23 protein-coding genes, 5 tRNA genes and 1 riboswitch are annotated in these 26,052 nt (G+C 43.8%); of the genes, 9 read left to right on the forward strand and 19 right to left on the reverse strand.

Annotation, left to right across the window (positions count from 1 at the left end; all coding sequences use genetic code 11):
* From QZ106_RS09400 to QZ106_RS09415, 4 genes are all read right to left on the reverse strand, one after another.
* A partial coding sequence (locus QZ106_RS09400; RefSeq protein ID WP_295976582.1) for a transposase occupies nucleotides 1–368 on the reverse strand: 368 nt, incomplete at its 3' end.
* A 67-nt stretch (nucleotides 369–435) separates the two neighbouring features.
* Nucleotides 436–1,515, reverse strand: a complete 1,080-nt coding sequence (gene fbaA / locus QZ106_RS09405; protein ID WP_295976583.1) for a class II fructose-bisphosphate aldolase — start codon at nucleotides 1,513–1,515, stop codon at nucleotides 436–438.
* A gap of 125 nt (nucleotides 1,516–1,640) precedes the next feature.
* On the reverse strand, nucleotides 1,641–2,804 hold the full coding sequence (gene pgk / locus QZ106_RS09410; protein WP_295976584.1) for a phosphoglycerate kinase: 1,164 nt from the start codon (nucleotides 2,802–2,804) through the stop codon (nucleotides 1,641–1,643).
* 137 nt (nucleotides 2,805–2,941) lie between these two features.
* Nucleotides 2,942–3,637, reverse strand: a complete 696-nt coding sequence (locus QZ106_RS09415; RefSeq protein WP_295976585.1) for a ribonuclease T — start codon at nucleotides 3,635–3,637, stop codon at nucleotides 2,942–2,944.
* 66 nt (nucleotides 3,638–3,703) lie between these two features.
* Here QZ106_RS09415 and QZ106_RS09420 point away from each other — a divergent pair, with 66 nt between their 5' ends.
* Complete coding sequence (locus tag QZ106_RS09420; protein WP_295976586.1) at nucleotides 3,704–3,964, forward strand: YfhL family 4Fe-4S dicluster ferredoxin; 261 nt, start codon at nucleotides 3,704–3,706, stop codon at nucleotides 3,962–3,964.
* Between the two features lie 59 nt (nucleotides 3,965–4,023).
* Here the strand turns inward: QZ106_RS09420 and QZ106_RS09425 are convergent, their stop codons facing one another.
* Nucleotides 4,024–5,100, reverse strand: coding sequence for a tRNA/rRNA methyltransferase (locus tag QZ106_RS09425; protein WP_295976587.1), 1,077 nt, complete (start codon nucleotides 5,098–5,100; stop codon nucleotides 4,024–4,026).
* Nucleotides 5,101–5,271: 171 nt separating this feature from the next.
* Between QZ106_RS09425 and pssA the strand changes: the two genes are divergently transcribed.
* From pssA to murQ, 3 genes are all read left to right on the forward strand, one after another.
* Nucleotides 5,272–6,639 carry a CDP-diacylglycerol--serine O-phosphatidyltransferase gene (pssA, locus tag QZ106_RS09430; RefSeq protein ID WP_295976588.1) on the forward strand — a complete coding sequence of 456 codons (1,368 nt, stop codon included), beginning with the start codon at nucleotides 5,272–5,274 and terminating at the stop codon, nucleotides 6,637–6,639.
* 100 nt (nucleotides 6,640–6,739) lie between these two features.
* On the forward strand, nucleotides 6,740–7,870 hold the full coding sequence (locus QZ106_RS09435; protein ID WP_295976589.1) for an anhydro-N-acetylmuramic acid kinase: 1,131 nt from the start codon (nucleotides 6,740–6,742) through the stop codon (nucleotides 7,868–7,870).
* Nucleotides 7,867–8,781, forward strand: a complete 915-nt coding sequence (gene murQ, locus QZ106_RS09440; RefSeq protein ID WP_295976590.1) for an N-acetylmuramic acid 6-phosphate etherase — start codon at nucleotides 7,867–7,869, stop codon at nucleotides 8,779–8,781. Before QZ106_RS09435 ends, murQ begins: the two co-directional genes overlap by 4 nt.
* A gap of 26 nt (nucleotides 8,782–8,807) precedes the next feature.
* Here murQ and QZ106_RS09445 read toward each other — a convergent pair whose 3' ends face one another.
* From QZ106_RS09445 to glnA, 3 genes are all read right to left on the reverse strand, one after another.
* On the reverse strand, nucleotides 8,808–10,328 hold the full coding sequence (locus QZ106_RS09445; protein WP_295976591.1) for an iron ABC transporter permease: 1,521 nt from the start codon (nucleotides 10,326–10,328) through the stop codon (nucleotides 8,808–8,810).
* 67 nt (nucleotides 10,329–10,395) lie between these two features.
* Nucleotides 10,396–10,929: a DUF5358 domain-containing protein gene (locus QZ106_RS09450; RefSeq protein ID WP_232209088.1), complete on the reverse strand. Its 534-nt coding sequence runs from the start codon at nucleotides 10,927–10,929 to the stop codon at nucleotides 10,396–10,398.
* A gap of 169 nt (nucleotides 10,930–11,098) precedes the next feature.
* Nucleotides 11,099–12,508: a glutamate--ammonia ligase gene (gene glnA, locus QZ106_RS09455; RefSeq protein WP_295976592.1), complete on the reverse strand. Its 1,410-nt coding sequence runs from the start codon at nucleotides 12,506–12,508 to the stop codon at nucleotides 11,099–11,101.
* Between the two features lie 304 nt (nucleotides 12,509–12,812).
* Between glnA and typA the strand changes: the two genes are divergently transcribed.
* Together typA and QZ106_RS09465 are read left to right on the forward strand one after the other, a co-directional pair.
* Nucleotides 12,813–14,666, forward strand: coding sequence for a translational GTPase TypA (gene typA / locus QZ106_RS09460; RefSeq protein WP_295976593.1), 1,854 nt, complete (start codon nucleotides 12,813–12,815; stop codon nucleotides 14,664–14,666).
* 133 nt (nucleotides 14,667–14,799) lie between these two features.
* Nucleotides 14,800–14,876, forward strand: a tRNA-Ile gene (locus tag QZ106_RS09465).
* Between the two features lie 632 nt (nucleotides 14,877–15,508).
* On the opposite strand, the gene QZ106_RS09470 is transcribed toward QZ106_RS09465, so the two are convergent.
* The 11 genes from QZ106_RS09470 to QZ106_RS09520 form a co-directional block, all read right to left on the reverse strand.
* Nucleotides 15,509–15,578, reverse strand: a tRNA-Cys gene (locus QZ106_RS09470).
* Between the two features lie 168 nt (nucleotides 15,579–15,746).
* Nucleotides 15,747–16,751, reverse strand: a complete 1,005-nt coding sequence (gene bioB / locus QZ106_RS09475) for a biotin synthase BioB (protein ID WP_295976594.1) — start codon at nucleotides 16,749–16,751, stop codon at nucleotides 15,747–15,749.
* 15 nt (nucleotides 16,752–16,766) lie between these two features.
* On the reverse strand, nucleotides 16,767–17,057 hold the full coding sequence (locus QZ106_RS09480) for an addiction module antidote protein (protein ID WP_021615201.1): 291 nt from the start codon (nucleotides 17,055–17,057) through the stop codon (nucleotides 16,767–16,769).
* On the reverse strand, nucleotides 17,054–17,362 hold the full coding sequence (locus QZ106_RS09485; protein ID WP_295976595.1) for a type II toxin-antitoxin system RelE/ParE family toxin: 309 nt from the start codon (nucleotides 17,360–17,362) through the stop codon (nucleotides 17,054–17,056). The genes QZ106_RS09480 and QZ106_RS09485 overlap by 4 nt, the downstream gene beginning before the upstream one ends.
* 63 nt (nucleotides 17,363–17,425) lie before the next feature.
* Nucleotides 17,426–18,070: a thiamine ABC transporter ATP-binding protein gene (gene thiQ, locus QZ106_RS09490; RefSeq protein ID WP_295976596.1), complete on the reverse strand. Its 645-nt coding sequence runs from the start codon at nucleotides 18,068–18,070 to the stop codon at nucleotides 17,426–17,428.
* On the reverse strand, nucleotides 18,054–19,697 hold the full coding sequence (gene thiP, locus QZ106_RS09495; RefSeq protein ID WP_295976597.1) for a thiamine/thiamine pyrophosphate ABC transporter permease ThiP: 1,644 nt from the start codon (nucleotides 19,695–19,697) through the stop codon (nucleotides 18,054–18,056). Before thiP ends, thiQ begins: the two co-directional genes overlap by 17 nt.
* A gap of 8 nt (nucleotides 19,698–19,705) precedes the next feature.
* Entirely contained in the window at nucleotides 19,706–20,710 is a 1,005-nt protein-coding gene (thiB, locus tag QZ106_RS09500; RefSeq protein WP_295976598.1) for a thiamine ABC transporter substrate binding subunit, read from the reverse strand.
* Nucleotides 20,711–20,731: 21 nt separating this feature from the next.
* Nucleotides 20,732–21,541: a bifunctional hydroxymethylpyrimidine kinase/phosphomethylpyrimidine kinase gene (thiD, locus tag QZ106_RS09505; RefSeq protein ID WP_295976599.1), complete on the reverse strand. Its 810-nt coding sequence runs from the start codon at nucleotides 21,539–21,541 to the stop codon at nucleotides 20,732–20,734.
* Nucleotides 21,542–21,668: 127 nt separating this feature from the next.
* Nucleotides 21,669–21,756, reverse strand: a riboswitch (TPP riboswitch).
* Nucleotides 21,757–21,866: 110 nt separating this feature from the next.
* A tRNA-Gln gene (locus QZ106_RS09510) sits at nucleotides 21,867–21,941 on the reverse strand.
* A gap of 28 nt (nucleotides 21,942–21,969) precedes the next feature.
* Nucleotides 21,970–22,054, reverse strand: a tRNA-Leu gene (locus QZ106_RS09515).
* A gap of 5 nt (nucleotides 22,055–22,059) precedes the next feature.
* Nucleotides 22,060–22,136, reverse strand: a tRNA-Met gene (locus QZ106_RS09520).
* Between the two features lie 312 nt (nucleotides 22,137–22,448).
* Here QZ106_RS09520 and uspA point away from each other — a divergent pair.
* The 3 genes from uspA (at nucleotide 22,449) to csrA (ending at nucleotide 26,036) form a co-directional block, all read left to right on the forward strand.
* A complete protein-coding gene (uspA, locus tag QZ106_RS09525; protein WP_021615195.1) occupies nucleotides 22,449–22,874 on the forward strand; it encodes a universal stress protein UspA in 426 nt (141 codons plus the stop codon).
* Between the two features lie 212 nt (nucleotides 22,875–23,086).
* Nucleotides 23,087–25,711: an alanine--tRNA ligase gene (gene alaS, locus QZ106_RS09530; protein WP_295976600.1), complete on the forward strand. Its 2,625-nt coding sequence runs from the start codon at nucleotides 23,087–23,089 to the stop codon at nucleotides 25,709–25,711.
* 139 nt (nucleotides 25,712–25,850) lie between these two features.
* Nucleotides 25,851–26,036 (forward strand): carbon storage regulator CsrA, encoded by a 186-nt coding sequence (csrA, locus tag QZ106_RS09535; RefSeq protein ID WP_021615192.1) that lies wholly within the window; start codon nucleotides 25,851–25,853, stop codon nucleotides 26,034–26,036.
* Nucleotides 26,037–26,052: the final 16 nt, after the last annotated feature.

Below are 26,052 nucleotides of genomic sequence, written 5' to 3' on the forward strand. Positions count from 1 at the left end.
TTCAATGATTTTTCTTTTTTCTGTCGTTGTTTTTGACGGTCGAGCTTCTCCAACTCCTTTAGGTAAGCAATCTCCGCACGAGCCAAGGCGAGTTCTCGTTGTAACTTTTTAAACGCTTTAGGTGAAAAGTCTGTGGTTTCCGGGATTTCAATGTCTTTCTTTTTCATTTTTGACTTCACTATTTTCGGTGTTTGAAGGTTTGTATAAGGCGATTTTACGCCATCAATCCCTCTTTCCCGAAATGCTTTTAGCCAATAGATGACGGCAGAATGGGGAATGTTATGAAGTTTAGCCACCTCACGGATACCATAATCCTGTTCGGTGACCAGTTTGATAATTTCTAAACGAAATTGATAAGAGTAAGACATAATCTGCACCTCAAAATAGGTGTCCAGGTTTTGGGGTGCAGATCACATTTTAATGTGTTTTTTTCAATTATAAAACGTCAACGCAGTTTAAGTCTTCGAAAGATTGTTCTAAGCGTTTAGACATAGATTCTTCCATTTTGCGTAACCAAACGCGTGGGTCGTAGTATTTTTTGTTTGGTGCATCAGGGCCTTCCGGGTTACCTAATTGACCTTGCAAATACGCTTCGTTTGCTTTGTAGAAGTTGAGAATACCATTCCAAGCCGCCCATTGGGTATCAGTGTCAATATTCATTTTAATTGCGCCGTAGCTAATCGCCTCACGAATTTCTTCACGGGAAGAACCGGAACCACCGTGGAACACGAAATTGATTGGTTTCGCCGGAAGGTTGCGTTCTTTCGCAACAAATTCTTGGCTTGCACCTAAGATAGACGGTTTTAATTTTACGTTACCCGGTTTGTACACGCCGTGTACGTTACCGAATGCGGCTGCAACGGTAAAGTTCGGGCTGACCGGATGTAATTGGTCATAAACATAAAGCACATCAGACGGTTGGGTGTAAAGACGAGATTCATCAATGCCGGAGTTGTCCACGCCATCTTCTTCGCCACCGGTGATACCGATTTCGATTTCAAGGGTCATACCCATTTTGTCCATACGAGCAAGGTATTCACGGCAGATTGCCATGTTTTCTTCCATTGGCTCTTCGGAAAGGTCAAGCATATGGGAAGAGAATAATGGACGACCGGTTTCAGCAAAGTGTTTTTCACCGGCTTCAAGTAAACCATCGATCCATGGAAGTAATTTTTTTGCTGCGTGGTCGGTGTGTAAAATCACCGGTACGCCGTATTCTTTGGCTAAAGTATGAACGTGTTTTGCACCTGCAATGGCACCTAAAACGTCTGGACGTGCACCGCTGGTCGGTTTGATACCTTTGCCTGCATAGAATGCCGCACCGCCGTTAGAGAATTGAATAATTACCGGCGCTTTCACGCGGGCAGCCGTTTCTAATACGGCATTCACGGAGTCGGAGCCGACGCAGTTTACGGCAGGAAGTGCGAAGCCGTGTTCTTTTGCGTATGCGAATACTTTTTGAACATCTTCACCGGTAAGCACGCCCGGTTTGACGATATCTAATAATTTAGCCATTTTCGTTTTTTCCTTTTGTGTTGGGTGGGTTGCTCCCACCATTTGAAGAATTTGTTTTACGTTTTTGATTGATAGCACGCGTCAGCAGACACGCGCTATGACGATCTTACGTAGAAAAAGTGCAGTTAGTTTTTCGCACGTTTTTCGAGGATTTCTACTGCCGGTAACACTTTACCTTCAACGAATTCTAAGAAAGCGCCGCCGCCGGTTGAGATATAGGAAATTTTATCTGCGATACCAAACAGGTCGATAGCAGCAAGCGTATCACCACCGCCCGCAATGGAGAACGCATCGCTGTTGGCAATGGCGTGAGAAATGATTTCTGTTCCTTTGCGGAAGTTCGGGAATTCAAATACGCCCACCGGGCCGTTCCATAAAACGGTTTTCGCATTTTTGATGATTTCTGCTAATTGTTCTGCAGATTTATCACCGATGTCGAAAATAGATTCGTCATCTTTCACTTCGGTCACGGATTTTTCTGTTGCCGGTGCGGTTTCGGAGAATTCGGTACCCACGCGAACATCCACAGGCACAGGAATGTCTGTGCTTGCCGCTAATTCTTTAGCAACCGGGATTAAATCGGTTTCGTATAAGGATTTACCCACGTTATGACCTGCGGCAGCAATGAAGGTGTTAGCGATACCGCCACCTACAATAATTTGGTCGGCAATTTTGGAAAGTGAGTTTAATACTTCTAATTTCGTTGAAACTTTAGAACCGCCTACGATAGCTACCATTGGACGTGCAGGTTCTTTTAATGCTTTACCAAGTGCATCAAGTTCTGCAGCAAGTAATGGACCTGCACAGGCAACCGGTGCAAATTCTGCAACGCCGTAAGTAGAGGCTTGCGCGCGGTGTGCGGTACCGAATGCGTCCATAATGAACACATCACAAAGTGCGGCGTATTTTTTACCTAATTCAGGATCGTTTTTCTTTTCGCCTTTGTTGACGCGCACGTTTTCTAATACCACGATTTCACCAGCGTTCACTTCAACACCGTCAAGGTAATCGCGTACTAAGCGTACCGGGACATCAAGATGTTCGTTTAAATAATCAACAACAGGTTGGAGGGAATCTTCAGGTTTGAATTCACCTTCGGTCGGACGGCCTAAGTGAGAGGTGACCATCACTTTTGCGCCTTTTTCTAAGGCTAATTTTAAGGTTGGGATGGTGGCACGGATACGCGCATCTGATGTGACTTTACCGTCTTTTACCGGTACGTTTAGGTCGGCACGGATAAATACGCGTTTACCATTCAAATCTAAATCGGTCATTTTAATTACTGACATAATTTACCTCTTTTTACTGGTTAAAATTAAAAATAAAAACTGTTGGCATTATACCCGTAACTGAGTAGCTTGTAACCTGAATTCAAGGGGACAAATTCAGGATTATACATTTCATTGATCCATGTCGAATTATTGGATTAATAACCGGTTCGGCTGCTTGGACAATCCATAATTTGCCAGTCTAAATCGTAACAAATAAAGAGTTCATTACGCGCGGCGCCCAGGTAAACATCTTTTAATTGCGGGTTGTTTTTTCGCATCCATTTAAACAGTTCGGTACGGCTTAATTCATAGTTCGGTAGCTTCAAAGTGCGGTATAAATTTTTGATCTTTTCAAAATAATCTTGTGCATTGTTAAACATACACGCGCCGTGTTTTTCCCACTCGCCTTGTAATAAGCCGGCACTCGGCATCTCAGGCAAATAGCGTTCAATAAGCTCTTGCGGTAATTGCGGTAAATCGCCTTGACAAAAGCGCGGGTGATCGGAGACTCTTCGGGCTTGTTTGTTTTGTGACCATAATCCATGCACAATCCAACCGAATTGTTGGGTTAAGCCGCATTGATATTGCAAAGAGGTCGGCAAATTATCACCGTATTGTTGACGCTGCCGTTCACAAAATGCCGGAGACCAAGACAACACGAGGGTGTAATAATCGGTTTGTGCCTGTTTATTTTGCCCGATAGGATCGTTTTTCATGACGTAATCGTAATTACGATCAACCACCACCTCCGCCGCTTGTTTCTGTTGAGAAAAATAATACCAACCGGCAAGTAAAAACATTAAAAATGCCACCACAAAAAAAGACAGTAGCAACATACGTTTCTCGTTCATAAAATTCCTTTCACTTTGTTAATGTATTGATTATAATCCGACCCTTTCATTTTCACCGAGGACGCTATGGCTTTACTCATCACTGACAAATGCACGAATTGCGATATGTGCTTGCCGGAATGCCCGAATGAAGCAATTTCAATCGGCGATGAGATCTATGTCATCGATCCCGAACTCTGCACCGAATGTGTCGGTCACTACGACACGCCCACCTGTCAAAAAGTTTGCCCTATCAGCAAATGTATTATTACCGACCCAAATCATGTGGAAAGTGAAGAACAGCTATGGGAGCGCTTTGTGTTAATTCACCATGGGGACAAACTGTAACGCATTTGGATGTGCGGTGAAAAAAGAGGGCGTTTTTACCCGCCCTAACTTTTCTCGTTTTATCTAAAATACCATTTTGCCAGTAAAATGCCGGCATTGACCGATACGTTTAACCCATTTTTCACTGGGCTGGCAAACGCTAAACGAACCTGCTCATCGTTTTTCTCTGATAAAGCCTCTGTCGTGCCTTCGCTCAGCACAAAAACCGTTTTATTTTTTAACCTCACTTTATCCAATGCTGTGGCGTTTTCATCGCTGCTCACGTGAAGGATTTGATAACCGGCTTGGCGTAATTGAGAAAGCGCATTGCGGGAGTCATTGGTCTCCAACACTCGCACGTATTCTGCGCCGCCTTCTGCGACACGTAACGTCACGGCAGAATTGAGGCTTTCGGCGTTTTCCACCACAATATTTTTCACACCGAAAAAGGCGCAAGTACGTAAAATACCGCCAATGTTTTGTGCGTTGTTCACATTATCTAACAACACCAAGCAATCTTCTTGATGTGGCACATCGAGATAGCCTTGCAAGGTAAACGGATGGGCTTTTTTCACCAACATACAAATGCCACCGTGGTGTTCTGTGCCGCTGACTTTGATCATCTCGTCGTTGTCCACAATATGATACACCTTTTTATTAGTGGCTAAATAACTGCAAATATCCCCAATTTTATGCGCCATTTGTACAGTTGCCCACAAGCGCACAATGCTTCCCGGGCGTTGTTGAAATAAGGCTAAACACGCATTTTCACCATACACTTTCATTTCTTCTGCGCGATTCTTTTTGATTTTTTCCGGTGCGCGTGGTGACAATGGGCCGGTCTTTTTCTCTCTCGGCTTATCATCGAAACGACTGCTTTTGACGGTCACTTTTACGTTGCCTTCCGCACCACCGGCTTTTTTCATCGTACTTTCGGCAATGTGTAAGGTTTTTTCTTGGCTTTCAGCACGTTTAAATTTCGGCTTAGTATTTCTGTCGTTATCTCGCTCTCTGCGAAATTCTTGGCGCGAATCGCTTTTTGAGGAGGAAAAGTGCGGTCGACTTTTATCGCGTTTTTGACGGTCGTCACCGACACTGCGTTCGGAAAAAGTACGGTTGTTTGATTTGAAAGTCGGTTTGTTTGAATTTTGGTTCATAGTTGTGTTGCCGATAGGGTGGATGAATGGAATAAATTTGCGCTGTAGGCAATAAATTTGTGAGCATTATAACGAAAACCAGCCTTTTTTCTACCAAGGGGGGCGATAAATATTGTAAACTATCGCCCCAATTAGGTTCCGACTCATTGAGTACAACAGAGAACAAATTTTATGTTTAGAGATAAGACAAAACGGGCTCAAAAGCGTCTTGAAAGCTTGCCATGTTTAGCTTTACAGGCGGAACAAGTTGAGTTTATTTACAGCCCAATGGCATTTAAAAATGAAATTATTCAACTGATTAGACAGGCGAAAACACGTATTTTTGTGACCGCACTTTACTGGCAAAATGACGAAGCCGGACAAGAAATTCTCGATGAAATTTACCGTGCGAAACAAGATAAGCCTGAACTTGAAGTGAAAATTTTAATTGATTGGCATCGTGCGCAACGTAATTTATTAGGGGCGGAAAAGAGTGCGACCAATGCCGATTGGTATTGCGAACAACGCCAAAAATATCAACTTGCCGATGATCCGAATCTATTTTTCGGTGTGCCGATCAATACGCGCGAAGTGTTCGGCGTGTTGCATATCAAAGGCTTTGTTTTTGATGACACCGTGCTTTACAGTGGCGCCAGTATCAATAACGTGTATTTGCAACAAAATGAAAAATACCGTTACGACCGCTATCAAAAAATCACCCATCCGCAATTAGCCGACAGCATGGTGGCTTTTATTCGCGAGTTTTTGTTGAATAGCGATGTGGTGTCGCCGTTGGATAGCGTTAATCGCCCGAAAACCAAAGAAATTCGACAAAATATCCGTCATTTCAGAAAAAATCTTGCCCTTAATGGGCAATATAAACTGCCAAGTGCGGTTGATTTTGGCAATGAATTGACGGTAACGCCGTTGTTTGGTTTAGGTGGCACGGGCAATGTATTAAATTGCACGATCGAAGATTTATTCCAGCTGGTTGATGAAAAGCTAACGATTTGTACGCCGTATTTTAATTTCCCGCGGACATTACAACAAAAAATCCGCCATTTGCTAAGTAAAGGCAAAAAAATCGAAATTATTGTGGGCGATAAAGTGGCAAATGATTTTTACATTCCACCGGAACAACCGTTCAAAATGGCTGGGGCATTGCCGTATTTGTATGAAAACAATCTTCGCCGTTTTAGCAAAAAGTTCCAACGTGAAATGGAACAAGGTCAACTGATTATTCGTACATGGAAAGACGGTACAAACACCTATCATCTGAAAGGCGTTTGGGTTGACGATAATTATATTTTGTTGACCGGCAATAATTTGAACCCGCGCGCATGGCGTTTGGATGCGGAGAATGGCCTATTTATCCATGATCCGAAACAACAACTTTTGCCTCAAGTCATTCAGGAGTTAGCCTATATTCGCCAACATACCACGTTGCTTCAACATTACACTGAGTTGGAGGAAATGAAGCAATATCCGGCACCGGTGCAAAAATTATTGAAAAAATTTGCCCGCATTAAAGCGGATAAGTTAGTGAAGATGATTTTGTAATCTGTCGTCCCGTTCGTTTTGTGGAACATTTGAACACCGGTGGGGAAGAAGTGAAAATCTTCTTCCCCATTTTGTTTTTATCTTCGATGAGGACACCGCCATGCAACAAGACTATTATCTCGGCATTATGTCCGGCACCAGTTTGGACGGTGTGGATATCGCGCTGATGACATTTGGCGAAAAACCGCAATTTATCGCGGCACAATTCACGCCAATGCCGGCAGATTTGCGCCAAGATTTATTGCAATTAATTTCACAAGGCAGCGCTACCTTGCAAAAGCTGGGCGAATTAGATCAGCGTTTAGCCTTACTCTACGCCGAGGCGGTCAATCATTTTCTCACCCGTCACCAACTGCAATCACAGCAAATTCGCGCGATTGGCTGTCACGGACAAACTGTTTGGCATGCACCGCAAGGCAATTTTCCGTTCACCATGCAATTAGGTGACATGAATCTGCTTGCTGCGCGCACCGGCATTGATGTGGTCGGGGATTTTCGACGTAAAGATATGGCATTTGGTGGGCAAGGCGCGCCGTTAGTGCCGGCGTTTCATCAAGCCTGGTTTTATGATGAGAATTGGGCGACGGTGGTACTGAATATTGGCGGCATCAGCAATATTTCCGTCCTCTTTCCTCATCAACCGATTATTGGCTACGACACCGGCACTGGCAATGCGCTGATGGATGGTTGGATCGAACGCCATTTCGGAAAATCTTATGACGCTGACGGGCAATGGGCGCGAAGTGGCAAAGTGCGGTCGGCATTATTGGCGGAAATGTTGAAAGAGCCTTATTTCCAACAGCCACCACCGAAAAGTACCGGGCGCGAATTGTTCAATCTGGCATGGCTTGAAAAAACATTAGAAAAAACCACCGCACTTTTAGGTGAGATACCACCACAAGACGTACAGGCCACCTTGTTGGAATTTACCGCACAGAGCATTGCACTCGCATTAAATCAACTTGAAACGCCATTACCACGCCGGTTGTTAGTCTGCGGCGGTGGTGCAAAAAATGGCTTGCTGATGACGCGATTACAAGCGTTATTACCACAATGGCAATGCCGCCCAACCAATGATGAAGGATTGGATGCAGACTATGTGGAAGCTGCCGCCTTTGCTTGGCTTGCCTATCGCCGTATGCATAACCAACCGTCCAACTTACCAAGTGTGACAGGCGCCAAAAGTGCGGTCAGTTTAGGCGCAATTTTTCCTGCGGAGAAACAGGTATGAGCGAACACAATTTATTAAATAGTCTTGAAAAAATGTTAAGCGAACAACGCAACCCAAACACCTTGCACATTGATGCTTTGTCACCGTTAGAGGTTGTCACGCTGTTAAATCATGAAGACAAACAAGTGGCTTTCGCCGTGGAGAAAAATCTGCCACAAATCGCACAGGCAGTAGAACACATCGTGGCGGCATTTCAATCTGGCGGACGCTTGGTTTATATGGGTGCAGGCACCAGCGGTCGTCTGGGTGTGCTAGATGCGTCCGAATGCCCACCAACGTTTGGCGTGTCGTCAAGCATGGTGGTGGGATTAATTGCCGGTGGCGAAACCGCATTGCGTAACGCGGTAGAGGGTGCGGAAGACAATATCGAAGCAGGCGAACAGGATTTACGTCACATTCATTTTAGTCGCAAAGATGTGTTAGTCGGAATCGCAGCCAGTGGGCGTACACCTTATGTCATCGGCGGATTGCAGTATGCCAAACAGCTCGGCGCCACCACGGTTTCTTTGGTCAGCAACCCAAACGCCGTCATGAGTGAGATCGCAGACATTGCCATCACCACCGCAGTCGGCCCCGAAGCCCTCACCGGTTCCAGCCGTTTAAAATCCGGCACGGCGCAAAAAATGGTGCTGAATATGCTCACCACCGCCGCCATGATTTGTCTCGGCAAGTGCTATCAAAATCTCATGGTGGACGTGCAAGCCACCAATCAAAAACTCAAAGCACGCGCTATCCGGATTGTCATGCAAGCTACCGAGTGCGACCAACTCACGGCAGAACAAACCCTCTTAACAACCCATGGCAATGCCAAATTGGCCATTATGATGCTGTTGAGCGGATTAGATAAAGACCAAGCAGAAGCCGTTTTAACACAGAACAAAGGACGATTACAGGATGCGTTGGCAGAGTAAAAACACCAACCCATCCTACATAACCTTTACTTAAAGCCATATTTTTTGAGTAAAAATACCGGAATGCCGGAAAATAGCACTAACATCACGGCATAAGGTGTGGCAGCAGCATATTGGGCATCACTGGTGTATTCCCAAACGGCGATAGATAAGGTTTTGATGTCGTTCGGGGTGAGTAATAAGGTGGCGGTGAGTTCTTTCATCAGGTTTAGAAACACCAACGCAAAGGCAGCGGCAATCCCCGGCAACATGGCGGGAATGGTGAGTGTGCGGAAAATATAAAAATGGCTACGCCCAAGGCTTTGTCCCACTTTTTCGACATTGTCGGAAATTTGTTCCAACGAGCTACGCAACGTGGTTTGCGCCATCGGCAAATACAACATGAAATAGGCGACCACCACCATGAGGAACGTTTGGTAGAAAGAATATGCATAGTTAATGGTGAAATACACTAATGACAAGGCGATAACCAAGCCCGGCACGGCGTGCAATAAATACGGCAGGCGATCAATCCACAGGGTAAGGCGGCTACGATAGCGTACTGCGCTCCAAACGAGTGGCAAAGCGCAAAGCACGGTGAGCCCAGCCCCTAAACAGGAAACTAACAAAGAGTTGCTGAAGGCTTCAAAAAAGGCGGAAAAATCTACCGCACTTTCAAGAGAGCTCCCCACGATCATCCAGTAAATCAACATGGTGAGCGGCACACCGATGCTCAGAATAAAAATAGTCAGGAAAAAAATGACCACCAAGCCTTGTTTGCCAACCGTTAAATTTTTTACCGGATAAGGGCGGCTCACGCCTTTGCCACTGTTGTACAGGGTTTGTTGCCCACGAAAGAAAATTTCGCCGAATACAATCAAGGCGCAAATTGCCATTAATACGGCGGACAACAATGCCGCCGTATTGTTGTTAAAGGCCATTTCATATTCTTGGAAAATGGCGGTGGTAAAGGTTTGATAATTCAAAATCGACACAGCGCCGAATTCTACCAACATATGTAATGCGATTAATAAAACGCTGCTGCCGATAGCCGGTTTTAACTGCGGAAATATGGCGTGCCAAAAGGTGTCGCGACGACTTTTGCCGAGAGAAAGGCTAACTTCTTCTAATGAGCGATCTAGTCGTTTTAAGGTGGCAGCAACCGGCAAATAGGCAAGCGGAAAGGAGCTTAAAGTCATAATGCCGATCGTGCCCCAAAAGCCTTCGACGCGAAAAGTCAGGCTAATCCAAGTGAAACAACTGACGAAGGCAGGAATACACAGAGGCAATGTCATCGCCACTTGAAAAAACGGCTTCCCCCAAAAACGATAGCGTTCCAATAAAAAGGCGCAAACCGTGCCGAGAATAATGGCGCTAAAGGTGACACAAACCATCAGTAGCAGGGTATTGCGCAACAGCTCCCACATATGCGGTCGCCAAAGTAGCGCAATACTGCGATCCCAACCCACCTCAATGGCTCTCACAATGACGTATAGAAAAGGCAAAATCAGCGGTAAGCTGATGAGAATAATCAAGGCGGTCAGCCAAAATGGGGGATTGCGGTTCACCTGTGTATCCTATTGAAATTGAGGGAATTAGGTTCTCATGTTTGTTATCCGATGAGAATGGCTTTCGTTAAAGCAGGAGTGCTGAACCCCATTTAATAATGTCAAAAAAGAATTTATTTTGATTTGTAGCAACACCATCGGAAGATTTATTTTCTTCGGTTGCTTTTTTCTCTTCTAACATCCCATTTTTATATTGTCCTTTAACCACTTCCAAATCATCTAACGCATTTCTGCGTAAAACGTTACACTGCGCTTTATCTAAGTCATCCACTTTATCTAATTTGAATTTTTTATATTGATAAATGGCGTAATTCATGGATTTTTCATCACTTTGAATAATTTTGACATATTTCTCGCCGATAATTTTTTCAAGCGGATAGAAAAGCACATATTGTGAATGAATATACGCATCTTCTTTCGGAAAATGTTGTTGTAAAATCCGTGTTAAGTTCGGGTAAATACATTGTTCAACCTGTTTGCTGTCAAACGCCCAGCGTTGTGCATCTGCATCTGACAAATAATAACCTGCGCCGGCATATTCCGCTGGGATTGGTGCCTCTTTTGAGGAAAAAAGGCCACAACCGACCAAACAGAATGACATTGTCAAAATAAGGTATTTCTTTAACATAATGACACCTTTAACGTGAGTTTAATATTGCGTTTCCGTGAAAAAGATCGCCCTATTCGTGGCGATTTCATGTTGTTATGATAATCGTTATTGTCGTTAGAATAAAACGACGCCTCGAAAATATTCAAGGCGCGTTTTCAAATTAGTAGTACATTTCAAACTCGACCGGATGTGGTGTCATGTTCAAACGTTCAACTTCCTTGCGTTTTATACCAATGAAAGCGTGAATGAAATCTTTTGTGAAAACATTGCCTTGTGTTAAGAATTCAAAATCGTTTTCTAAAGCGTTTAACGCTTCTTCTAATGAACTTGCGACAGCAGGAATATCTTTCAATTCTTCCGGTGGTAAATCATAGAGGTTTTTGTCCATCGCATCGCCCGGATGAATTTTATTCACCACCCCATCTAAGCCCGCCATTAATAATGCTGCGAAGGCTAAATAAGGGTTAGCCAACGGATCCGGGAAACGTGCTTCCACACGAATGGCTTTCGGGCTGGTGACAGCCGGAATACGAATGGACGCCGAACGGTTGCTTGCGGAATACGCCAATAATACCGGCGCTTCAAACCCCGGCACCAAACGTTTATAAGAGTTGGTACTTGGATTGGTAAAGGCATTTAACGCTTTCGCATGTTTGATGATACCGCCGATGTAATAAAGTGCGGTTTCTGAAAGGCCCGCATATTTATCCCCTTGGAAAATATTTTTGCCGTCTTTGCTCAAGGACATATTACAGTGCATGCCCGAACCATTATCACCGGTAATCGGTTTCGGCATGAAACAAGCGGTTTTGCCGTATTCTTTTGCCACGTTATGCACGATGTATTTATAAATTTGGGTTTCATCCGCTTTCAACGTTAACGTATTGAACTTGGTCGCAATTTCATTTTGACCGGCAGTGGCGACTTCATGATGGTGCGCTTCAATCACCAAGCCCATTTCTTCCATTAACAAACACATCTCGGAACGAATATCATGTGCCGTATCAATCGGTGCCACCGCACAATAGCCGCCTTTTTTCAGCGGGCGATAGGCATTGTTGCCGTTTTCATAACGCTTGTTGGTGTTCCATGCGGCTTCAACATCATCCACATGATAAGCATTGCCGTTCATTGACACGTCAAAACGCACATCATCAAAGAGGAAAAATTCCGGTTCCGGCCCGAAAAAGACGTGATCTGCCACACCGGTGGAACGCATATAATTTTCTGCACGAAGTGCAATAGAACGCGGATCGCGATCATAGCTTTGCATGGTGGTCGGTTCAAAAATGCTACAACGGAGGGATAAAGTTGGAATTTGTGCAAACGGATCGACAACGGCTGTTTCGGCAATCGGCATTAAAAGCATATCTGCTTTGTTGATGGCCTTCCAACCTTCCACAGAAGAGCCGTCAAACATTTTGCCGTCTTCAAATAAATCCTCGTCAACCAAATTCACCGGTAAAGAAACACCATGTTCTTTGCCTTGAATATCGGTAAAACGAAGTAACACAAATTTGATGTCGTTTTCTTCAATGAGTTTAAACACATTGTCAATCGCGTTAGACATACTAGTAAATCCTCTAAGACGTGGGTTAATTAAGATAAAAAGGGGAAAAGAATGCGCATAAAAATAGCATATTCCGCCTCAATTTCATAAAAGTATTTCATACATTCAGCTGAATTTTCTTTATTAAACCCCCTTTTTTATTTTTCATAAAGTCAGGTCGTTTATTGTGTAAATTTTCTCCCATTTACGCATAGCAGCCCCTCATAAAAAGTTGTATAATCTGCGCCTTTCGCATTTTTGGCAGTAAAAGTGCGGTCAGAAAATTACCTATTTTTTATTATTAGCTTAGGCTTAAGAATTCTCAATGACAGATCAAATAGACATTAACAAACTGCGTAATATCGCAATCATTGCCCACGTTGACCACGGCAAAACAACTTTAGTGGATAAATTATTACAACAATCCGGCACATTGGAAGCCTCTCGTAGCGGTGATACCGATGAATGCGTGATGGATTCCAACGATTTAGAAAAAGAGCGCGGCATTACTATTTTAGCGAAAAATACCGCCATTAATTGGAACGGCTACCGCATTAATATTGTGGATACTCCGGGACACGCAGACTTCGGTGGTGAAGTTGAACGCGTACTCTCCATGGTGGATTCCGTATTATTGGTGGTGGATGCCTTTGACGGTCCAATGCCACAAACCCGTTTTGTGACGCAAAAAGCCTTTGCTCATGGCTTAAAACCAATCGTGGTCATTAACAAAGTTGACCGCCCCGGTGCACGCCCTGATTGGGTGGTCGATCAAGTGTTCGATTTATTCGTTAATCTTGGTGCTACCGATGAACAGTTAGATTTCCCGATTATTTACGCGTCCGCCTTAAATGGCGTAGCTGGTCTAGATCACGAAGATTTAGCCGCCGACATGACACCGTTATTTGAAGCCATTGTTGAACATGTTGAACCTCCAAAAGTGGAACTTGATGCACCGTTCCAAATGCAAATCTCCCAACTTGACTACAACAATTATGTGGGCGTTATCGGTATTGGTCGTATTAAACGTGGTACGGTAAAACCAAACCAAAGTGTGACAATCATCGACAGTTTCGGTAAAACCCGCACCGGAAAAATCGGACAAGTATTAGGCCACCTTGGATTACAACGCTATGAAGAAGACATTGCCAGCGCAGGCGATATCGTGGCGATTACCGGTCTTGGCGAACTCAATATTTCCGATACCATTTGCGATATCAATAACGTGGAAGCCTTACCGGCATTAAGCGTTGATGAGCCTACTGTGACCATGTTCTTCTGCGTAAACACCTCACCATTCTGCGGTAAAGAAGGCAAATACGTGACATCCCGTCAGATTTTAGAGCGCTTAAACAAAGAGCTTGTGCATAACGTCGCATTGCGCGTAGAAGAAACCCCAAACCCGGATGAATTCCGTGTTTCCGGTCGTGGTGAATTGCATTTATCCGTGTTAATCGAAAATATGCGTCGCGAAGGCTACGAATTGGCCGTATCCCGCCCGAAAGTTATCTTCAAACAAGTTGACGGACACAAACAAGAGCCGTTTGAGCAAGTTACCATCGACATTGAAGAACAACACCAAGGCGCGGTAATGGAAGCCTTAGGTATCCGCAAAGGTGAAGTGAAAGACATGGTACCGGATGGTAAAGGACGTACGCGTTTAGAATATGTGATCCCAAGTCGTGGCTTAATCGGTTTCCGTAATGAATTCATGACCATGACATCAGGAACCGGTCTGCTTTACTCCAGTTTTAGTCATTATGACGATGTAAAACCGGGAGAAATCGGTCAGCGTAAAAATGGTGTATTAATTTCCAACGCGACAGGTAAAGCCTTAGCTTATGCGTTATGGGGCTTGCAAGAGCGTGGCAAACTGATGATCGATCACGGTACCGAAGTGTACGAAGGTCAAATCATCGGTATTCATAGCCGTTCTAATGACTTAACCGTGAACTGCTTGCAAGGGAAGAAACTCACCAATATGCGTGCTTCCGGTAAAGATGATGCCATTGCGTTAACCACACCAATCAAATTCAGCCTTGAACAAGCCATCGAATTTATTGATGATGACGAATTGGTGGAAATTACGCCACAATCTATCCGTATCCGTAAAAAATTATTAACGGAAATGGATCGCAAACGTGCAAATCGAACCACAACCAGCACAAGTACACATTAATTCGTTTTAAAATCTAAAAAGTGCGGTGCGTTTTTCAAAAGTTTTGTAAAACCCACCGCACTTTTTGCGGCTAAAAATCTTGTCATCCTAGACTTTAACGACAAAATTCTCTATAATCCGCAACGCTTTTTCCGCCCCCATAGCTCAGTCGGTCAGAGCAGTCGACTCATAATCGATTGGTCACAGGTTCAAGTCCTGTTGGGGGCACCACTTTTGCTATACCGCATCATTTTATTTCCAAACGATAGATAAAAAATCTACTCCACGGCATTCCCCGAATCACCGTAGCGTGCAACTTGTTGCACGAAATTGTAAATGCTCAAAAGGGTTAAATGACGTACCGTGCGTGGCTCGATCGTGCATCAAGTACGGAATCGCAAATCACGCACTGAGGTGGCATCATTCGTGCATCAAGATGCACGCTACAATATGAAATAATGCTCCTCGTAGAGTGCAACTTGTTGTACGAAATTGTAAATGCTCAAAAGGGTTAAATAACGTACCGTGCCTGGTTCGATCGTGCATCAAGCACGAAATCGCAAATCACGCACCAAGGTGGAATCACTCGTGCATCAAGATGCACGCTACAATATGAAATAATGCTCCTCGTAGCGTGCAACTTGTTGCACGAAATTGTAAATGCTCGAAAGGGGTAAATAACGTTTTGTGCGTGGTTCGATCGTGCATTAAGCACGAAATCGCAAATCACGCACCGAGGTGGACTCACTCGTGCCTCAAGATATACGCTACAATATGAAATAATGCTCCTCGTAGCGTGCAACTTGTTGCACGAAATCGAAGAAAAGACGATTGACAAAATTATATTGAAACAAAGGTTGTAACGCGCTGTGGTGGGAGTTGAACCCACAATACTGCGATTGCTCGCTGACTTACCATTAGTCTACACAACGCATTACTGTGCACCACCCTATATACCAGCTAAAACAAAGTCAAATGCATTTCTTAATCTCTATTAACACCACAGGGCGAGTGATCTTAATACACAATAAACCTAAACAAATTACCTGTTTTTATGTTTGATTTAATCATATATTGCAGATTGCATGATATGGCGAGTCATTAACGTAAACGCTTGTTCTCTTCCGTCTCCGGTTCTAAATCAAGTTTTTCCATCAATAAACGGTCGCCATCTTCTTCCGGGTTACCCGTCACAAGCAGCTTGTCGCCGTAGAAAATCGAGTTAGCCCCCGCCATGAAACACATTGCTTGCATTTCTTCGCTCATGCCTTGACGACCGGCGGATAGGCGGACGTAACTGTTTGGCATGGTAATACGTGCTACGGCAATGGTGCGCACAAATTCTGTCCAATCTAGTTCTTCTGCATCGGCAAGCGGTGTGCCTTCGATTTTCACTAATTGGTTGATAGGCACGGATTCCGGTTGCGGATCCAAATTCGCCAGGCTGGCAATCAGTCCTGCGCGTTCTTTGCGGGTTTCATTCATACCCACAATGCCACCACAACACACTTTCAAGCCGGCTTTGCGCACTTTACCTAAGGTACTGATACGATCGTCAAAACGGCGTGTACCAATCACTTCACTGTAATGTTCCGGTGCGGTGTCTAGGTTGTGGTTGTAGTAATCCAAGCCCGCGTCTTTTAATTCTTCCGCCATGCCATCTTGCAATAAACCGAAAGTACCGCAAGTTTCCATCCCAAGCGCTTTTACCGCTTTGATGATTTCTGTCACTTTTGCGATGTCTTTCGGTTTCGGTCCACGCCATGCGGCGCCCATACAGAAACGACCGGCACCACGTGCCTTCGCGATTTTGGCTTTTGCCACGATGTCTTCCACGTTTAACAATTCTTGATTTTGCACGCCCGTTTGATAACGCGCTGATTGCGGACAATACCCACAATCCTCCGGACAACCACCGGTTTTAATCGACATTAAGGTAGAAAGCTGAATCGCGCGTGGATTGAAATTTTTGCGATGGATTTGTGCTGCGCGATAAATCAAATCTAAAAAGGGTGTTTCAAATAGGGCTTCTACTTTGCACACTGACCAATATTCTGCGGTTGGATGCGGTGTGATGGAGTAAATTTGTAAGGTACTGGTTGACATAGGTTTCTCGATAAATTAAATACTGGTACTTCTCGGTGTGAACGCAAGATTCACACCTAATGCATTGACAATTTTAGTAATTGTTTCAAAGCGAGGTTTACTCTCGCCGGACAAGGTTTTATATAAACTTTCACGGGGAACCCCGGAATCTTTAGCCAGCTGCGTCATACCTCTTGCCTTGGCTACATTTTTTAGAGCAAGTAAAAATTCCGCTTCTGAACCATTCTCCAATGCATCCGTTAAATAAAATGCAATGGTTTCTTCGTCTGTGAGATATTTTGCAGCATCATATTCGATAAACTTCATGAGACTTCTCCTTGTTGGTATTCAAGCCATAATTTAATTGCTTCATCAATATCCTGTTGCTGGCTGCGTTTATCGCCACCACTAATTAAAAAATAAGTGATTTCGCCTTGCCGAGCATAATAAACTCGATAACCTTTTCCGGTATCAATGCGCATTTCATAAACACCTTGCCCAACAAACTTGCAATCGCCGAAGTTGCCTAATCTCGCACGATCTAATCGACGTGTGATCATCGCAACCGCCAATTTATCTTTTAGATGACTTAACCATTTATCAAATTTTTCACTGGTTAAAAGTACGTTCATATTATCCCTTAATTTTACTTTATTGTAATCTAGAGATTACAACTTTTTATTCCTCCCATCATATCAATTCATTGCTAATGCGCTTATCCGACCATTTTCAATACGAAGCATACGATCCACTTTGCCCGTCAGCTCTGACGGTTGATGGGTCACAAGCAACAATGTTAGGTTTTTACTGTGGCAAAGTGCATCAATCAAATTGAGCATGTCCATTCTCAATTCAGGATCAAGCGCAGAAAACGGTTCGTCTAACAGCAAAATCGGTTTATCTCGCAATAAACAACGCGCCAATGCGACCCGTTGTTTTTGTCCTCCCGACAAACTGTTTGGCAGACGGGATAAAAAGGATGTTAATCCTACCGCATCAGCAACCTGTTCGATCTGATCTTGCTCAAGTGCGGTCAATTTTAAGCTTGTTTTTAAACCCAATGCCAAATTTTGTTGCACGGTTAAATGCGGAAATAAATTGTTCTCTTGAAACAACATGGACACAGGCCGCTCATACGGCGCACTACGGGTATGGTTTTCACCGTTTAACCAAATATTGCCTTGTGTCGGCAACACGAAACCGGCAATTAAATTTAACAACGTGCTTTTACCTGCACCGCTTGGACCAATAATGGCAATACGCTCCCCTGCTGCCACTTGCAAGTCAAATGTCATTGGCAGGGTATCATCCGCTAAAAATACGTTATCTAAGCGAATCATGTTGTTCCTTTTGATTTTCAATTAAGGCGAAAATAGCGCCGCATAATAACAGCAAAATACCGGCAGTGACAGCGGCTTCTTGGTGACGATAACTGCCTAATTGTTGGTATAACAAATGGGGCAACGAGGTAAATTCTTGGTTGCCGAACAACGCAATCGCCGTGAAATCCCCCAAGGAAAGCGCAAATGCCAAGGCAAGCGCATAGTTTATCGGTGTACGAAGTGAATGCCATTCAATCAGACGAAAACGTTGCCAGCCGATAATCCCAAGGGAATTACACAAACGTTCGTAATACAACATATTGTTATTGAACGGTTCAGTTAAAATACGCAGTACGAAAGGCATGGCGCTCAAGGCGTTACACGCAACGACAATGGCAAATAAATGGGTATTGGTAAAATCCACGTCACGCAACAATAAAAATAAACCCATCGCCAACACCAAAATGGGAATCGCCAAAATCACCATGCCGGCATTGAGAATAAATTGGGCGGTTTTTACATAATACAGCCATTGCAAACGACGTGAGAGCAACAACAATGCCACCGCCATGAGCAATGCCAGCAAAGCAGACGCAGGCGCAATAGTTAACGAGTAGGTTAAGGCCTTCCACAGTTGCGGATTGTGCCACGCCGTCAGCCATTTTCCGGATGTCAGTGCGCTAAACAAAATATTTAACAACGGCGACAACATAAAACACACAAAAATGCCGAGCAAAAAAACATGGAAAATTTTGATCGCACTTTTCGATGGGCTCAGCCAACGATACGGGCTACTTAACGTGGTTTGTGAAGTGTTATTGAACAGACTGCTAAACGTAAATAGCAACAAACAAAACACAAACTGCAACAAGGCAAACACTGCCGCTTTCGGCAAATCAAATTCAAATAAAATCGCCTGATAAATCGCCGTTTCTAGCGTGGTATATTGCGGCCCACCGCCTAAGGTGAGCACCACCGTAAAACTGGTAAAACAGAGCATAAAAATCAAGCTGAAAGTCGGCAACATCTGACGACGCAGTGCATGCCATTCCACCAATCGCACAAAACGCCAACCACGAATACTCAGTTGTGCCGCCAACTGATGCTGTTCATAAGGAATGCTTTCCAAACTTTGTAAAAACAGTTTGGTTGCCAGCGGAATGTTAAAGAAAAGATGCGCAATTAAAATCCCCGACAAGCCGTAAATGCTGCCCGTCCAAGTGCGGTCAAAAAAATGCAAGAGTTGTGCAATCCAACCGGAGGCGCCATAAATGCCAATTAAGCCGAAAATCGCCACCAACACCGGCAACACAAAAGTTAGCGACATGATTTTCAGCAAAAAGGCTTTGCCGACAAATTCCACATAATAAAAAGCGCGAGCGAGTAGCATGCCGAAGAACAGGGATAACAACGCAGAAAGCAACGCTTGTCCGAAGCTAAACGCGATAACGTGATGCAAATAGCGATCGGAAAAGAATTGTTGCCACTGAAATTCAGAGCCCTGCGCCAACACGGCACGCATGGCAAAACCATAAAGCAACGAAATCAGCAAAATAACGCTAACTCCGCCCACATGATGACGCGGGCGGAATTGCGGGCTAGAAAAAAACAAACGGGTAAACAATGAACGAGACAACCAAAACATCGTTCGAATTATTTAGTTAATGTGGTTTGCCATTGATTAATCCAACTCCGCAACATTTCCGGGCTAACATTGGAGGTATTCAAGAAAGACTGCTTCAATACAGTTTCTTTTAGGGCATCAAAGTGCGGTTCAACCGGCGCTTGGATCACCGGGAACATCACATTTGCCGTGACAATCGGCTTTTGCGCTTCCGGTGTCACTAAAAAATCCATGAAATGATCAGCACATTGATTTTTATGCTCTGCGATTCGCGCAGCCAATTCCACTTGCATCACATTGCCTTCAGCAAACGTGGTTGCCGCATAATTCTCTTTATTTTCAAATAATTGATGGTATAACGGCGAGGTGGTGTAACTCAATACAACATCCGCTTCTCCTTTTAGAAAAGCACCGTAAGTGTCCGACCAGCCCTTGCCCACAGTAACTGTGTGTTTGGCGAGTTGTTGCCAGGCTTGCGCCACTTGGTCTGCCGGATAAACCGTATTCATCCACACTAACAACCCCCGTCCCACGCTGCTGGTGCGAGGATCTTGATAGATCACACGTAAATCTTCCCGCTCAACCAATTCTTTTAGGCTTTTCGGTGGATTTTTCACTTTATTTTTATCATATATAAAGGCATACGTGCCGAAATCGTAAGGCAAGAACGTGTTATCCGTCCATTGATTTGGTAAAGAAAGCTGGCTTAAGTCGATGCTATTTGAATCAAATAATTGGCTTTTTTTCGCTTCATCCAATACAAAATTATCCAAGCCTAACACGATATCCGCTTTGGTTTTATGCCCTTCCAGACGCACGCGGTTAAACAACGTGCCGCCGCTTTCAAATGGCATATAATTCACCTTGCAAAGTGGAAATTGCTGTTCAAATGCCTGCTTCACTTTCGGGCCGGCGCCCCAATCAGACGTAAAAGAATCGTAAGTATAAATATTCACGGTTTCTTCATAATGATTCGCCAATGCCATACCGGTATATAAAGAAAGTGCGGTCAAAATTAACGTTGTTTTTTTCATGTGTCTGTTCCTCAGTCTAAATTACATTTTATTTTGATAAGCCCAATGATTGGTCGGCCCATGTCCATGACCGATATTTAACGGATGGCTAATTGCTGCCGTAATGTAGTCTTTTGCGGTTTTAATCGCCTGTTCCAGGGAAACGCCTTTGGCAAGCTCCGCCGTCATACAAGCGGAGAACGTGCAACCCGTGCCATGGGTTTGCGCTGTTGCATAACGTGGACTTTCTAAAGTCAATTGCGCGTCAGGAGTAAAAACCCAATCACGGCATACCGCACTTTGTGAATGCGCGCTGTGTCCGCCTTTAATCACCACGGTTTTCACACCACGCGCCTGCAAAATTTGCGCCGCGTGTTGCGCCGTTTGATCGTCAATGACTTCCACACCTGTCAGTGCCTTGGCTTCCGGCAAGTTCGGCGTAATCACATCTGCCAACGGCAATAAAAATGTATTCAAAGAATCGACCGCACTTTGTTGCAACAATGGCGCACCGCCTTTGGCGATCATGACAGGATCTAACACCAACATGCCGAAGTGATACTGCTTTAATGCCTCAGCGACACATTCGATAATCTCTGCTGTGCCTAACATACCGATTTTAAAGGCGCTAATCGTGAAATCATCAGCAATCGCTTTCAGCTGGCTTTGAATGGTTTGAAGAGGAATGGCGTGAATGTCAAAGACGCCTAAGGTATTTTGCGCCGTGACGGCCGTAATCACCGAAGTACCAAACACACCTCGCATTTGAAAGGTTTTTAAATCTGCCTGAATTCCGGCGCCACCGCCGCTATCTGACCCAGCAATGGTCAACGCCTGCGCGACTTTACTCATGAAGTCCTCCGCCATTTACCGGCACAGAACGACAAAACGCATATTGCATCATTGTTCCTTTTTTAATAAAAAAAGATAATCAGCAATAATGACGAATGAAGAAGATGTGGAGAAAAAGAAAGGAAGTATGATTTTCTCGTTAGTTCCCTACGTCAGTATTAACTGTATCAGGTTCACGGGTATGATCTCAGCACAAAGCACCCCGACTAATAATAGGGTTCAGTCTATCTATTTTGTAGTGAGAGGGCAAGGGATTTATCAGATATGCACAAGCGACAACGTACAGTCGGAAGCAAGAGTATGAATCAGAAGATAATGAAGAAAATGGCTGGGGTACTAGGATTCGAACCTAGGGATGCCGAGATCAAAACCCGGTGCCTTACCGCTTGGCGATACCCCAACAACTATGTTGATATCAATGAAATAAATGGTGCGGGACGAGGGACTTGAACCCACACACCTCGCGGCGCCGGAACCTAAATCCGGTGCGTCTACCAATTTCGCCAGTCCCGCAATAATGGTGGCTATGACGGGATTCGAACCTGTGACCCCAACATTATGAGTGTTGTGCTCTAACCAACTGAGCTACATAGCCATTCATTTGCATTATCTCATTGACTTTGCGCGGCGTATTATGCGGATATTGCTTTTGCTCGTCAACTCTTTTTTTATGAAAAAAACTATTTTTGGCGTATTCGAATAGAGATTAAGCAAATCGTATTAGTTTTGTTCATTGTAGGTAGATAACTGACCTTATTTTAGAGGAGATTCAAAGCAGTAAGGTTGTTTTTAGTTAATTAAAAATCAATGTTTTTCTCAAAATGTGATCTGACGCATATTTTTTCCTATATGGCGGTGCTATTATGTGAATGACAAAAAATAACCCTGATCAGATAAGGAGTCGATTATGTACAAACATGTATTAGTTGCAGTAGATCTTTCAGAAGAAAGTCCGGTTCTTTTGAAAAAAGCAGTGGGTGTTGCACGGCGGCATGATGCGAAATTATCCATCATCCACGTAGATGTAAACTTTTCGGATCTTTATACAGGTTTGATCGATGTCAATATGGTCTCCATGCAGGATCGAATTTCCAGCGAAACTCAACAAACATTGTTGCAATTAGCTGAACAAGCAGGGTATCCGGTGAGTGAGAAATTAAGTGGAAGTGGTGATTTAGGGCAAGTTCTATCAGATGCGATTGAACAATATGATGTGGATTTGCTTGTGACCGGACATCACCAAGATTTTTGGAGTAAGTTGATGTCTTCAACTCGCCAAGTGATGAATTCCATTAAGATTGATATGCTTGTTGTTCCTCTTCGTGAAGAATAATTGTTAAAGCTCACCTGTTATTAAAGGCAGAAAAAAAGAACCGCACTTCACGAAGTTAGAGCGTAAGTGCGGTTTTGTTTTCTTCATTTTTAAGAAAAGAGAAATGGTTTCGTAAAAAGTTTTTCTATAAATATAAAAAATATGCAAGAATAGGAAGTTACGCAGTAATTTGTAAATAATTAAGTAAAGACGTTAAAGTTTAAGGCTTATACATGAAAACAACAGCACAAATTCGACAAGCATATCTGGATTTCTTTCATAGTAAAGGGCATCAGGTTGTAGAAAGCAGTTCTCTCGTTCCGGATAATGATCCGACATTATTATTTACCAACGCCGGGATGAACCAATTTAAAAATGTTTTTTTAGGATTAGAAAAACGCCCTTATACCCGAGCAACCACTGCACAACGTTGTGTACGTGCCGGGGGAAAACATAACGATTTAGAAAATGTGGGCTATACCGCAAGACACCATACTTTCTTTGAAATGTTAGGGAACTTCAGTTTCGGTGATTATTTTAAGCATGATGCGATTCATTACGGTTGGGAGTTTTTGACTTCTCCACAGTGGCTGGGGTTACCAAAAGAAAAATTATGGGTAACCGTGTACGAAACCGATGATGAAGCCTATAACATTTGGCATCGGGAAATCGGTATTCCGGCAGAACGTATTATTCGTATCGGTGATAACAAAGGTGCGCCTTATGCTTCGGATAACTTCTGGCAAATGGGTGATACCGGTCCTTGTGGTCCTTGTACGGAGATTTTCTACGATCATGGCGATCATATTTGGGGTGGACCTCCTGGCTCTCCTGAAGAGGATGGTGACCGTTATATTGAAATTTGGAACATCGTGTTCATGCAATTTAACCGCCATGCTGACGGCACAATGGAGAAATTGCCAAAACCATCCGTGGATACCGGTATGGGCTTGGAGCGAATTAGTGCGGTATTGCAACACGTCAACTCCAACTATGATATTGATATTTTTAAAACCTTAATTGCCAAAGTGGCAGAGTTAACCGGTGTGAAAGATTTAACCAATAAATCATTACGTGTTATTGCTGACCACATCCGTTCTTGCGCTTATTTAATTGCTGATGGTGTCGTGCCTTCTAACGAAGGTCGTGGTTATGTGCTTCGCCGTATTATTCGTCGCGCCGTACGTCATGGGCATTTACTCGGTGCAACAGAAGCATTCTTCTATAAACTCGTCCCAACACTGATTGATGTGATGGCAGAAGCCGGTAAAGAAGTGAAAAAACATCAAGCGACAGTGGAAAAATTCTTGCGCTTAGAAGAAGAACAATTTGCTCGCACATTAGAACGTGGTTTGACTTTGTTGGATGACGCGTTGGCCAATGTAAAAGAGAATATCCTGTCCGGTGAAGTGGCGTTCAAGTTATATGATACCTATGGTTTCCCACTGGATTTAACCGCAGATGTTTGCCGTGAGCGTGGCATTGCGATTGATGAAGAGGGCTTTGAGCGTGAAATGGAATTGCAACGAGTTCGCGCACAATCGGCAAGCCAATTTGGCATGGACTATAACAGCGTTATCCGTGTTGATGGGACAACCCGTTTTGAAGGATATACCGAGTCAGAAACACTGGCAAAAGTGACCGCACTTTTCCATGAGGGAAATCCGGTGGAATCGATTTCAGCAGGTCAAAGCGCAGTAGTTATTTTAGATAATACGCCGTTCTATGCAGAATCCGGCGGCCAAATTGGTGATATCGGTCGTTTAGAAGGCAATGGTTTTTGTTTTGACGTAAAAGACACGCAAAAATATGGTCAAGTGTTTGGCCACATTGGTGAACTCACACAAGGGAGTTTATCTGTTGGGCAGTCTGTAAATGCAGTTGTTGACGATGTTCGCCGTCAACGTATTTCGTTAAATCACTCCGCAACACACTTGTTGCATGCTGCATTACGTCAAGTATTAGGTGAACATGTCGCGCAAAAAGGTTCACTTGTTTCCGATACGTTGTTACGTTTTGACTTTGCTCAACATGAAGCCATCAGCAAAGCACAATTAGCTGAGGTTGAACGTATTGTGAACCAGCAAGTGAGAGCAAATAATCCAATCCAAACCGACATTATGGAGTTGGAAGCCGCAAAAGCAAAAGGTGCGATGGCGTTATTCGGCGAGAAGTATTCCGAACAAGTTCGTGTCTTAACGATGGGTGATTTCTCTATTGAGTTGTGTGGTGGTATTCATGCAAAACGCACGGGAGATATCGGATTATTTAAAATCGTAACAGAAACCGCTGTAGCAGCAGGTATTCGTCGAATTGAAGCGATTACCGGCGAGACTGCGATTGAATGGTTGCAACATCAACAAACTTTATTGAATCAAAGCGCCGAATTACTGAAATCCGATGTGAATTCTATTGTGGATAAGATTTCTCTGTTGCAAGATAAATGTAAGAAAGTTGAGAAAGAGTTACACACGTTAAAAGAGAAAGCTGCACTTCAAGCCGGTAATGAGTTGGCGCAAAGTGCGGTCGAAATTAATGGTGTTTCTGTGATTGTGCAACAGCTTGATGGTATCGAAGCGAAGTCTTTACGCGCAATGGTTGATAGTCTGAAAAATCAATTAGGCTCTGCCGTCGTGGTGTTTGCTTCCGCGTTGGATGAAAAAGTTAACTTAATTGTTGGCGTAACGCAGGATCTAACAGCCAAAGTGAAAGCCGGTGAGCTCGTGAATTTAATGGCTCAACAAGTCGGTGGTAAAGGCGGTGGTCGACCTGATATGGCGATGGCCGGTGGTACTGAACCGCAAAATATCAACAAAGCATTATCTGTTTGCTCTGATTGGTTAAAAGCAAATTTATAATCTTTGTTTCCTGTTAATTAATTGTCGGCACTTATGATTTCATGAGTGCCAAAGTACAAAGTATTGTTTAATGTTTGATAGGGATGTTGGAAGCAAAATAGGGAAGTTGGAAATAAACTATAAAAGGTGAGGAGTTTATATGCTGATCTTAACCCGTAAAGTTGGCGAGAGCTTGCTCATCGGCGATGATGTTTCTATCACGATTCTTAATATACGAGGCAACCAAGTAAAAATTGGCGTGCAAGCCCCGAAGGATGTTTCTGTTCATAGAGAAGAAATTTACCAGCGTATTCATCAAACTAAGGATGAAAACAAAGTATCGTAATTTTTATTTTATGGGT

Source organism: uncultured Aggregatibacter sp. (assembly GCF_901873365.1).
Lineage (GTDB): Bacteria > Pseudomonadota > Gammaproteobacteria > Enterobacterales > Pasteurellaceae > Aggregatibacter.